This window comes from Pantoea sp. MQR6, assembly GCF_022761075.1.
Classification (GTDB): domain Bacteria; phylum Pseudomonadota; class Gammaproteobacteria; order Enterobacterales; family Enterobacteriaceae; genus Pantoea; species Pantoea phytostimulans.
The window spans coordinates 571,041-582,614 of the sequence record NZ_JAKYXB010000001.1 but is presented as its reverse complement, the minus strand read 5'-3'; the positions used below and the strand labels follow the sequence as shown (position 1 = coordinate 582,614).

The following is an 11,574-nucleotide window of genomic DNA, read 5'->3' as shown; positions in this document are numbered from 1 at the left end:
CTCCGTACGGCTAAGTCGGGAACGACTATTTCTGGTTCATGCTGGTGTATTTGGTGTAGTTCTCTTTGGTGATCAGCTGGAACGGGATATCGACCACTTTCTGCACTTTCTCGCCATTAACCAGTTTTATCGCCGTTTGCACCGCGCCTTCACCCTGACCTTTGGCATCCTGGAATACGCTGGCGACCATTTTGCCGTTCTTGATCATCTGCAACGCATCTGGCGTACCATCTACGCCCGCCACCAAAATGTGATTGTCGTTTTTGCCCAGCGCCTGTAGCGCACCGATCGCCATTTCATCGTTATTGGCGGCGATGGCCTGAATGTCATCACCTGCTGTCATCCAGTTGCTGACAACGTCAACCGCATCATTGCGGGTAAACTTCGCCGTCTGTTTTTGGATGATTTTGATGCCGGGATATTTCGCCACTACCGCTTCAACCCCTTTGGTACGTTCACGGGTTGACTCATTGGCTAAATCGCCCAATAAAATGGCAATATTGCCTTTCCCGTTCATGGATTTAGCCAATGCTTCCATCTGCAAACGCCCGGCCAGCTCAGAATCGGAACCAACATAGGCCATCTTGTCTGTGAGATCAGCCTGAGGACGACGGTTAACAAACACCAGCGCCACGCCTGCTTTTTTGGCCTGATCCAGAATCGGTTTTACCGCATTGGTATCCACCGGGTTCACGATGATGGCGTCGACGCCTTGACCGATAAAGTTCTGCACCTGCTGGAGTTGCTGCGCCACATCGCCTTTGGCATCTTCGATCTGACCTTTTACGCCATCTTTCTGCATCTCTTTCTGAATCGAGGTGCGCACAATGGTCAGAAAGTTGTCATCGAACAGCGCCATAGAGACGCCAACTTGAATATCTTTTGCCATTGCGGCGGCGGGCAACATGCAGGCTAACAGTGAAGCAACGATCGTTTTTTTAATGTTCATAGGAACCCTTCTTTATTGTTAACTTGCTCAGTGAGTTGACACCGCGAATGAAAAATATCTTTTACATTCATTCAACACTGCTGGCGTTTTTTATCAGTTTGATGAGGTAAGACTTTCGGTTTAACGCATTTTTGTGACCGACAACTCCTTTTCACAATCACTTGATCTAAAACCATTTAATTTCAAAATCGCGTTTCACTTTTTTCACTTAATTTCCTCCGTGACCGTAAGCAGTTCGTTTGTTCCATATATTGGCGTTTTGAAATTTTTATCATAAAAGCACTGAAATGATTGTTTTAACATCGTCAAATAACAAAACTTTGACACGCCTCTAACATCTACAGAGAAATGCGCTTAAAGTGAGATCTCGTTGGCAGATTGAAAAGCAGGCGAATGCCATAAAAATGCGGCAATCCGCTGCTTTTACGAGCACTTGAACGCAATAAGACAAAGAGGGCTTTGACAACCCGCAGCAGCGTCGTTAATATTCGCCCCGTTCAAACGATTCCTCTGTAGTTCAGTCGGTAGAACGGCGGACTGTTAATCCGTATGTCACTGGTTCGAGTCCAGTCAGAGGAGCCAAATTTGAAAAGCCCGCTCAGGGAAACCTGAGCGGGCTTTTTGCTTTCCATCGCACGGTGTTTTCGCGGTTTCGACGCGAGCAAACGGGCATCGGGTTCCCGGCAGAATTACCGCAGTCGCCTCTGCTGCCAAAAGCATCAAGCCGCGGCTGTGTTAAAGTATCCCTTTCATTACTCCTGTTACTGAGCCCCATGTCGGATATTACAAAACGAAAAAATGACCCGGAAGGGCTAAAAAAACGCATTGTCGCAGGTGCATTAAAAACCTTTGCTGAGTTCGGTATGCAGGGTGCGCGCATGGAGCAGATCGCTGAGAACGCGCAAACCACCAAACGCATGGTGGTGTATCACTTTGGCACTAAAGAGCAGCTTTATATTGAGGTGCTTGAGCAGGTTTATCAGGCGATTCGCCAGCATGAAACGGGCCTGAATTTGGCCGTCATGTCACCCGAAATCGCGATGACTAAACTGGTCGAAGCCAGCTTTGATTACCATGTTTCGCACCCCGATTTTATGCGTTTAGTCTGTACCGAAAACCTGCTGCGTGGCCGCTACATCAGCCAATCCGCACGCATTAAAGAACTTAATCGCAGTGCGCTGGATCTACTGGATGACATCCTGACGCGCGGTCAGCAGCAAGGCCTGTTCATTAAAGAGGTGCAAACCATCGATGTGCATCGCCTGATCAGCAGTATTTGCGTCCACCACGTATCAAATCGCTATACCTTTAATGCGTTGTTCAGCCCGGACAACAACGAAGAGGAGAGCATCCAACGAAATCGTCACCTCGCAGTGACCGCAACGTTGCGATACATCCGCAAGCACGATTAGCAAAGCCAGCCCGCGTGGGTAATGGTCTACGCTTGATAGACGAACCCGCAAATACCTTAAAACAGGAATGCAGTTGTGAGCAGAGACGCCCGCCTTTATCCGCTTCGCCAAACTCATGTTGAACCACAAGATGACGCACTGTGGAACTGGGCACAAAACGCTCAGGTTGGCAGCCGTCAGCAGGTAAAACGTCCGGCAAACGAAGCGGAACTTCAGCAATTACTTCGCCAGTCACAATGCCAGGTACGCGTGGTTGGCAGCAAACTTTCGCCTGGCCGAATGCTACATGTGGGCGAGAACGATTTACTGCTGGATCTCAGTGCCCTTTCCGGCCTGATCGCCAGCGATGAAAACAGTGTTACTTTTGGCGCGGCTACGCCGCTGCAACAGGTTTATCGCACACTGACGGAAATGGATCGGATGCTGGGATCGTCACCCGGCGTCATTGCAGTGCAGACGCTGGCGGGTGCGATGGCTACCGGCACGCACGGCCAGGGATTACAGCAAAGTTCATTGGCGGATGAAGCGCTGCGCATTCGCATGGTGCTCGCCGATGGCTCGCTGCGTGAATTTGACCGTGGCGATGATGATTTTGCCGCCGCACAGGTCACGCTGGGCGCACTGGGCATTATCACCGCCGTGACGTTGCGCACTGAGCCGTTCCGCATTTTTACCTGCCATAAATTTGCCGTTAGCGCCGATAACCTTGAACAAGATTTACCGCGTTGGAACGACGAATATCCGCTGAGCAAAGCCTGGTGGTTTGTCGATGACAACTTGATGCATGTCTGGAATGCTCACGAAGCCAGTGACGCTGAACGTCAGCGCTATGAGCAGAACCATCGTCAGGTTGTGGAGCACGCGAATACCGGTGACGACAGCCTGAATGACACCATCGACCAAACCCTGGCACACATGCATCGCGATACGCAGATTCACGGTAAAGGCGGTAAGCAGTTCCGCACCGTGACCCGTTTCCGTGACTTTACCGATGTGACGGGCGACATCTATCAGTTATTTTGCCGTGGCATTGCGGTGCCGCAAATCAATGTGGAAATTGGCGTCCCGCTGGAAAACACGCCCGCGATCATCAGCAAGATCAAAAGCTGGTATGCAGAAAATCGTCCGCACATGCATTATCCCATTATTTTGCGCTGTACCGGCGCGTCATCCGCCTGGCTAAGCCCTTCTTACCAGCGCCCTACCTGCTATTTTGGCTTTGTGGTTTATTACGCCGATGATGGTTCACTTTCGCAGGATGGGCTGCATTTTTTGACAGAAATAGAAAAACTGCTGGTCGAAGAAGGCGGCCGTCCGCATTGGGGTAAATACTACGATGACCAGCGCTACACGTGGCGAGGAATCTATCCTAAATGGGATGAGTTCCGTGCCTTGCGCCGTCAGCTCGATCCACAGCTTCGCTTCAGTAACGACTACATCAATACACTTTTTGATTGAATTAAACGGGGAAAATCATGTTTGCTTGGGTAACGTTGTTGACTCAACCCGATTATTTAGTCGGCGTGAAAGCGCTGCACCGCTCGCTGAAACAGAGCGAAACACGCTGGCCGCTGGTGGTGATGACCACCGATGCGATCCCCTTAGCCGATCGCGAAGATTTGCAGGCCCAAGGCTGCGTTATTCACCATGTTGACCCGCTCTATCCGCGTGATGACCTGGATCAGCACTACGCATCCGCCCAGTTTGGTGAAGTCTGGACCAAACTGCGTGCCTGGCAGCTCACCGAGTGTGAGCGCGTGGTGTTTTTAGACGCCGACATGCTGGTACTGCAAAACATGGATGAGCTGTTTACGCTGGATCTCGGTGATAATCAGCTGGCGGCGTGTCACGCTTGCCGCTGTAATCCCAATAAAATTGCCTCTTACCCCGCCAGCTGGCAGCCGGAAGCGTGCCATTATACCTGGCAGGATCGCGGTGAGCCGGCACCCGCCGAGCTCGACAACTATCTCAACGGCGGTTTTCTGGTACTTAAGCCTGATAACGCGGTGTTTGAAGCGCTGGAGCAGCGCATCGCCGCTATCGATGATTTGAGTGCTTACGCCTTCTCTGAGCAAGATTTGTTGAATGAAGTGTTTGAAGGACGTTGGCTGGTGCTGCCTTACATTTACAACGCACTGAAAACACTGCCGTTTCAGCACAGCCAAATGTGGCAAGGTGATGAAGTGAAGAATCTGCACTACATTCTGGCTAAGCCGTGGAACCGCGATTTGGATCAGCCGGAAATCGAGCGTGACCGGTATTACGCGCTGGATAAACTCTGGTGGGAAAAAAGCGCAGAACGTTAATGTGCAGCCTGCCTTCCCTTGTGGAGGCAGGCTATTTACTCTCTACCTAAACCTCACACCGGCATCCATTTACGTTCCATAGCAGAGACCGCAATCGCTTCCAATACTTTCTGCACCTGTAAGCCTTCAGCGAAATCAGGCCACATTTTGTCGCCCGCCGCGATGCCGTTGATTAAGTCGCGGATCTCTACTGTCTTCTGATCGTTAAAACCGATGCCGTGGCCCGCCGAAATACAAAAATTGGCATAATCGGGATGCGCCGGGCCGGTTAAAATCGTCTTAAATCCCTGACGTCCAGCGGGATCATCGTGAAGATAAAGCTCAATTTCGGCCATGCGTTCTTGGGTATAACGCAGCGTTCCCTTGGTACCGGTGACCACATAAGTCAGCCCCATTTTGCTGCCGCAGGCGATGCGTGAGGTTTCAATTACGCCGTGCGCACCATTGTTAAATCGCAGCAGTGCACTGGCCTGATCTTCATTTTCAACCGCCACGTGCTGGCTGAGATCTTTAGGATTAGGGCGCGATTTAATCACCGTCATCATATCGCCGCTCACTTCAGCAATATCGCCCACCAAATAGTGCGCCATGTTGACGATGTGCGCCGCCAGATCGCCCAGCGCGCCTAATCCTGCCAGCGCTTTTTGGCAATGCCAGTCGAGTGGGGTTTCTGGTTTAGCCAGATAATCTTCGTTGTGCGTACCGTAAAAATGCACCACTTCACCGATTTCGCCGCGCGCAATAATCTCTTTCGCCAGCTGGCTGGTGGGGTTTTTCATGTAGTTGAAGCCCACCAGCGTTTTCACGCCCGCCGCGTTGGCCGCCGCCACCATCTCTTCAGCATCCGCAACCGTCAGGGAGAGCGGCTTTTCTGAGTAAACATGTTTGCCGTGACGAATCGCTTCCAGCGCCATCTCTTTATGCAGGAAGTTTGGTGCGCAGATATCGACAACATCAATGTTGGGATCGCGTACCAGCTCGCGCCAGTCGCCAGTGGAGCGGCTAAAGCCAAAGGTGGCAGCCTGTTTTGCGGCTAAATCTGCGTTCACCTCTGCCAGCATTTCACGCACAATTTCGCCTTTAAGGGCAAAAACCGTGGGTGCTTGCGCGTAGGCAATAGCGTGACAACGTCCAATATAGCCACTGCCAATCATGCCGATTCTGACTTTATTCATTTTTTACTCCGCCGGTTCAATATGAGATTAAAGCGGAATGTAAATTTCATTTAGACGCTTTTCAAAGCAGAAATGAAATAAATGTGATGATGATAAAAAACTATCGGTGAGAACCACTTAAACTGCATGCTGACAAGTATTAAGTCTCTTCTTAACACCTCACAATCACCTCATAAAATGCGGCTAAAATGGAAGCGTTCCAGAAATTTCATTTCACAGGCAGGCATTTTTTAGACGATGCAGAGCAGGCCGATTTTTACTGGCAAAAGGCGTGATTGGCGTATATTTCAGCAGTCAGACAATTTTGTGAAAAAGAGCTTTGACAAGAACATGGGGTGCCGTTAACATGCGCCCCGTTCAAGCGATTCCTCTGTAGTTCAGTCGGTAGAACGGCGGACTGTTAATCCGTATGTCACTGGTTCGAGTCCAGTCAGAGGAGCCAAATTCGAAAAGCCCGGTCTTTGCAAAAAGACCGGGCTTTTTATTGCCTGTTTTTCATGACGCACTTTTGATTGACGGTGCGTCAGCCGCGGCCAGAGGCCGCGGCAACAGGTGTTAACGCCAGCCGAGTTCCGGCGCAACGTATTTCAAAATAGCTTCAATCACGTGTGCGTTATACGCCACGCCAAGCTGGTTCGGCACGGTAAGCAGCAGCGTATCGGCTTCGGCAATCGCTTCATCTTGTGCCAGCTGCTTGATCAGCGCTTCCGGCTCTGCCGCGTAGCTGCGACCAAAGATGGCGCGCGTTTTCTCGTCAAGGAAACCCACGGAATCCTGTTCCTGTCCGCTGCGACCAAAATAGGCGCGGTCCATGTCATTCACCAAAGCAAAAATGCTGCGGCTAACGGAAACACGTGGCTCGTGCTGATGCCCTGCAGCTTTCCAGGCTGCACGATAGGCGCGAATCTGTTTTGCCTGCTGAATATGGAACGGTTCACCGGTTTCATCATCTTTCAGCGTCGAGCTTTGCAGGTTCATGCCCATTTTCGCCGCCCATTCTGCGGTGGCGTTGGAGCCTGAACCCCACCAGATACGATCGCGCAATCCTTCCGACAGCGGTTCAAGACGCAGCAAGCCCGGCGGATTCGCAAACATCGGTTGTGGGTTCGGTTTAGCGAACCCTTCGCCACGCAGTACTTCCAAAAACTCTTCGGTGTGACGACGTCCCATATCGGCATCCGTTTCGCCCGCTTTCGGTTCGAAACCAAAGTAGCGCCAGCCATCAATCACCTGCTCTGGCGAACCACGACTCAGGCCCAGTTGCAGGCGGCCGTTGGAAATCAGGTCAGCGGCACTGGCGTCCTCCACCATATAGAGTGGATTTTCATAGCGCATATCAATGACGCCAGTTCCGATTTCAATTTTGCTGGTGCGTGCACCGACAGCCGCTAACAGCGGGAAAGGCGAGCTGAGCTGGCGAGCAAAATGGTGCACACGGAAATAAGCGCCATCAGCACCCAATTCTTCTGCCGCTACGGCTAAATCGATCGATTGTAGCAACACGTCTTGCGCTGAGCGCGTCGCCGACTGTGAAGACGGCGTCCAGTGACCAAAGGATAAAAAACCAATTTTTTTCATGTGTGACTTCTCCAGGTGGGCCATTTTCGCCCTCGCGTCATAAGACAATTCTTGATGCAGAAAGGTTACGCCAGCCGGGCCGCCACTGATAGTCAATTTCTTTCAACCCCACATTCGAGAAATTCGACATAGCTAAGAAAATTAAGGTCTTTGTCTTTCTCCCGCCTTTCTTACATCGTCTGTGAATCATGCAACGTTTCTCAGGCAGAACAGGTTGAAAACATCTCCCGGCTACATCAATGCTCAGCAGCGCCAGCTGCTTCACCAACTCGCCCGCAGCTGGCTATGGCGCAGTGAACTGCCAACCTGGCTGCTGATTATCACCGTGTATGGCGGCTGGTTCGCCACGCTGATCCACTGGCAAACGCTGGGTTTACTGCCTGCAACCTTGCTGCTGATCTGGTTCACCGCTTGGTATATGTCGCTACAGCATGAGTTGATTCATGGCCATCCGACTCGCTGGCCACGCGTTAATCAGCTGTTTGGCATGCTGCCGCTGGCGGTCTGGTATCCGTTTGGTTTGTACCGCGATTCGCATCTGGCGCATCACCGTAACCACACGTTGACCGAGCCGGATGACGATCCTGAAACCTATTACTTTTCGCCGACGCGCTGGGCACAACTGCCGCGCTGGCAGCAACAGGTTATTCATCTGCGCAATACCTTTTTTGGTCGCCTGCTCATCGCCCCGCTGTTGGATGTGCTCGGCACGTTTAAGGCGGTGTGGCTGGCGCTATACACTTTCAACCTGCCCGCGCTAGTGATGTGGATGCTGCATTGGGCGATGCTGGTAACGCTGTTTAGCTGGATGGCGCAACAAGGATTTTCGCCGCTGTGGTTCATGGCGGCGGTGAGTTATCCGGCGCTGGCACTGACCAAAGTGCGATCTTTTCTTGAGCATCAAGCGGCGGAAGAACCGCTGGCGCGCTCGGTGAACAACGAAGCGGCGCTGGTCTGGCGAATTCTGTTTCTCAATCTGAACTATCATTCAGTGCATCACGATCTGCCAGGCGTGCCCTGGTATGGCCTGCGCCACCTGTATCTGCTTTACCGTGAAAGCTATCACCAGCGCAATCACGGTTTTCGCGTGGGCGGATACGCAGTGTGGTTGCGCCAGTTTTGGGCGAAACCGGTGGCTATGAATGCTCATCCAGGACGACGTAGCGAGAAAAAGCATGACTGAACAGCTTTCATTGCCGATGTACGACATTGACCACGCCGCAACCCGGCAGTTGACGCAGGCGATTGCCGATTTGCTGGCACAGCGCGGCCTTGAAACGCAGATTATCTGGCCGGACAATCTGCTGGCACATTGGCAAGATGCGCGGTTGTTATTGAGCCAAACCTGTGGTTATCCGCTGGTCAGCAGCCTGCCTGACGTCAAGTTAGTGGGCGTATTCCACTCTACGGCAGCGGGGTGTGAAGGCGCATGCTATCGCAGCTTTTTAGTGGCGCGTGCTCAAGACAAAACCAAAACGCTGGCAGATTTTCACGGACGCCGCGCAGTCTGTAACAGCGCAGATTCTCACTCAGGCTATAACGCATTGCGCTATGTCGTGGCGCAGCAATCTGTCGCCTTTAAGCAGGTTATTTTCAGCGGCGGTCATCGCCTGTCGCTGGCGGCGCTGCGTAAGGGAGCAGCCGATCTTGCTGCCATCGATTGCGTAACCTGGGCTTTGCTGCAACGTTATGCACCGGAAGAGCAGCAAGGGTTGGCGATTATCGGTGAAACGCCCTTGTCGCCCGCGCTGCCGTTGATCACCTCGGCTGCCACCTCAGACGCCACGCTGGCAGAGTTGCGCAGTGCGTTGGCAGCGTTAGTCAAAGATGAGAAGTATCGGGCGGTGTGTGCGGCTAATTTGATAAGTCACTTCAGTGAGGTCGATCGGCATTTTTATCACCCCGTGCAGGAATGGGAACAGGCCGCCGTCAGGCTTGGCGTTGTACAGCTATAACGCGGCTTCCCTGCCGCATTATGCTTATTTACGTGAGGCGATGATCGCGTCGGCAACCTGCCGTGGTGCCTGCGCGTAGTGATGGAATTCCATGCTGTAAGTTGCCCGGCCTTGCGTCAGCGAACGCACATTGGTCGAGTAGCCAAACATCTCAGACAGCGGCACTTCAGCGCGAATAATGCGCCCGCCAAAATGCTCATCCATGCCCTGTACTGCCCCACGACGAGAGGAGAGATCGCCCATAATGCCGCCCGCGTACTCTTCCGGTGTTTCCACCTCAACCTTCATGATCGGTTCAAGGATCACCGGATCGGCCAATTTTGCCCCGGCGCGGAAGCCCAAAATCGCGGCCATGCGGAACGCCATCTCAGACGAATCGACATCGTGGTAAGAACCAAACGTTAATGTCGCTTTGATATCCACAATCGGATAACCCGCCAGCACACCGCTGTTCAGCGCTTCGCGAATCCCCTTCTCAACGGAAGGAATGTATTCACGTGGCACCACACCGCCTTTGGTGGCATCGACAAAAGCAAAGCCGTTGCCCGCTGGTTGTGGTTCCAGGCTCAGCACCACGTGTCCATATTGCCCTTTACCGCCAGACTGACGCACAAATTTGCCTTCAATGTCGTGTACCGCTTTGCGCAAGGTTTCACGGTAAGTGACCTGCGGACGGCCAATATTGGCTTCAACACCAAATTCGCGTTTCAGACGGTCAACAATGATTTCCAGATGCAGTTCGCCCATGCCAGAGATAATCGCCTGGCCCGACTCTTCATCAGTATGCAGGTGGAACGAAGGATCTTCTGCCGCCAGACGTTGCAGCGCGAGGCCCATTTTCTCCTGATCGACCTTGGTTTTTGGCTCGATCGACAGCGAAATCACCGGTTCCGGGAATTCCATCTGCTCAAGCGTAATAATCGCGTTGGGATCGCACAGCGTTTCGCCCGTGGTCGCCTCTTTCAATCCCACACACGCCGCAATGTCACCGGCACGAATCTCATCGATTTCGTGTCGGGCATTCGCATGCATCTGGACAATGCGACCGATGCGCTCCTTCTTGCCTTTTACCGCGTTATACACGCTGTCGCCTTTGCGCAGCACGCCTGAATAGACGCGCACAAAAGTCAGCTGCCCCACAAAAGGATCGCTCATTAATTTAAACGCCAGCGCTGAGAACGGTTCGTCATCGTCAGTGTGACGCTCAACGATCTTGCCATGTTCATCCACGCCTTGTACCGACGGAATATCGGCGGGCGACGGCATTAGCTCAATTACCGCATCCAGCATGCGCTGAACACCTTTGTTTTTGAACGCGCTGCCGCACAGCATCGGCTGAATCTCGCCAAGCAACGTGCGCTGACGAAGCCCTTCAATGACCTCCGTTTCACTGAGATCGCCCTTTTCCAGCCAGATTTCGGTCAGCGTTTCGTTGGCTTCCGCCGCAGCCGAGACCATTTTTTCGCGCCAGACTTGCGCCTGTTCGCGCAACGATTCCGGGACGCCACCGTAGCTAAACGTCATGCCTTGCGTGGCATCATCCCAGTAAATCGCCTGCATTTTATTCAGGTCAACCACGCCGACAAAATGCTCTTCGCTGCCAATCGGAATCACAATCGGCACTGGATGCGCCTTAAGGCGATCCTGCATCATCTGCACAACGCGGAAAAAGTCTGCGCCTTGGCGATCCATTTTGTTAACGAAGGCCAAACGCGGTACGCGGTATTTATTGGCCTGCCGCCAAACGGTTTCTGATTGCGGCTGTACGCCGCCTACCGCGTCGTAAACCATTACCGCGCCATCCAAAACGCGCATCGACCGTTCTACTTCGATGGTGAAATCAACGTGTCCGGGCGTGTCGATAATGTTGATGCGGTGCGGCTCAAAGCTGCCGTTCATGCCAGGCCAGAAGCAACTCACCGCGGCGGATGTTATGGTGATGCCGCGCTCTTGCTCCTGCGCCATCCAGTCGGTTGTTGCAGCGCCATCGTGCACTTCCCCCAGCTTATGGCTCATTCCGGTATAAAACAAAATGCGCTCGGTGGTGGTGGTTTTACCGGCATCGATGTGCGCGGAGATGCCGATGTTGCGGTAACGTGCGAGTGGAAGGGGTCGGGGCATGATGCGTCCTTAGTCATTTTGACCATTAATGCGATGAGCACCATTTGCTCACCTGCGTCAGCAAGCTTAGACCAATGG

At 52.7% G+C, this 11,574-nt stretch carries 9 protein-coding genes and 2 tRNA genes; 7 read left to right on the top strand and 4 right to left on the bottom strand.

The features are described from left to right. Positions 1–25: 25 nt before the first annotated feature. On the bottom strand, positions 26–949 hold the full coding sequence (locus tag MUG06_RS02550) for a sugar ABC transporter substrate-binding protein (RefSeq protein WP_215846445.1): 924 nt from the start codon (positions 947–949) through the stop codon (positions 26–28). A gap of 506 nt (positions 950–1,455) precedes the next feature. On the opposite strand from MUG06_RS02550, the gene MUG06_RS02545 reads away from it, so the two are divergent. From MUG06_RS02545 to MUG06_RS02530, 4 genes are all read left to right on the top strand, one after another. Further along, positions 1,456–1,531 (top strand) — tRNA-Asn (locus MUG06_RS02545). Between the two features lie 191 nt (positions 1,532–1,722). Further along, a complete protein-coding gene (locus MUG06_RS02540; protein WP_243077629.1) occupies positions 1,723–2,361 on the top strand; it encodes a TetR family transcriptional regulator in 639 nt (212 codons plus the stop codon). A gap of 75 nt (positions 2,362–2,436) precedes the next feature. Next, a complete protein-coding gene (locus tag MUG06_RS02535; protein ID WP_243077628.1) occupies positions 2,437–3,819 on the top strand; it encodes a D-arabinono-1,4-lactone oxidase in 1,383 nt (460 codons plus the stop codon). A gap of 17 nt (positions 3,820–3,836) precedes the next feature. Further along, complete coding sequence (locus MUG06_RS02530) at positions 3,837–4,667, top strand: glycosyltransferase family 8 protein (RefSeq protein WP_215846441.1); 831 nt, start codon at positions 3,837–3,839, stop codon at positions 4,665–4,667. A gap of 53 nt (positions 4,668–4,720) precedes the next feature. Here the strand turns inward: MUG06_RS02530 and MUG06_RS02525 are convergent, their stop codons facing one another. Next, positions 4,721–5,842: a Gfo/Idh/MocA family oxidoreductase gene (locus MUG06_RS02525; protein WP_215846440.1), complete on the bottom strand. Its 1,122-nt coding sequence runs from the start codon at positions 5,840–5,842 to the stop codon at positions 4,721–4,723. 366 nt (positions 5,843–6,208) lie between these two features. Between MUG06_RS02525 and MUG06_RS02520 the strand changes: the two genes are divergently transcribed. Beyond that, positions 6,209–6,284: transfer RNA gene (locus MUG06_RS02520), tRNA-Asn, on the top strand. Positions 6,285–6,397: 113 nt separating this feature from the next. Here MUG06_RS02520 and MUG06_RS02515 read toward each other — a convergent pair. Next, complete coding sequence (locus tag MUG06_RS02515; protein WP_243077627.1) at positions 6,398–7,420, bottom strand: LLM class flavin-dependent oxidoreductase; 1,023 nt, start codon at positions 7,418–7,420, stop codon at positions 6,398–6,400. A gap of 214 nt (positions 7,421–7,634) precedes the next feature. Here MUG06_RS02515 and MUG06_RS02510 point away from each other — a divergent pair, with 214 nt between their 5' ends. After that, positions 7,635–8,603: a fatty acid desaturase gene (locus MUG06_RS02510; protein ID WP_243077626.1), complete on the top strand. Its 969-nt coding sequence runs from the start codon at positions 7,635–7,637 to the stop codon at positions 8,601–8,603. Continuing rightward, positions 8,596–9,375 (top strand): PhnD/SsuA/transferrin family substrate-binding protein, encoded by a 780-nt coding sequence (locus tag MUG06_RS02505; protein ID WP_243077625.1) that lies wholly within the window; start codon positions 8,596–8,598, stop codon positions 9,373–9,375. The genes MUG06_RS02510 and MUG06_RS02505 overlap by 8 nt, the downstream gene beginning before the upstream one ends. A 24-nt stretch (positions 9,376–9,399) precedes the next feature. Here MUG06_RS02505 and fusA read toward each other — a convergent pair whose 3' ends face one another. Further along, positions 9,400–11,496, bottom strand: a complete 2,097-nt coding sequence (gene fusA / locus MUG06_RS02500; RefSeq protein WP_243077624.1) for an elongation factor G — start codon at positions 11,494–11,496, stop codon at positions 9,400–9,402. Between the last annotated feature and the right edge of the window lie 78 nt (positions 11,497–11,574).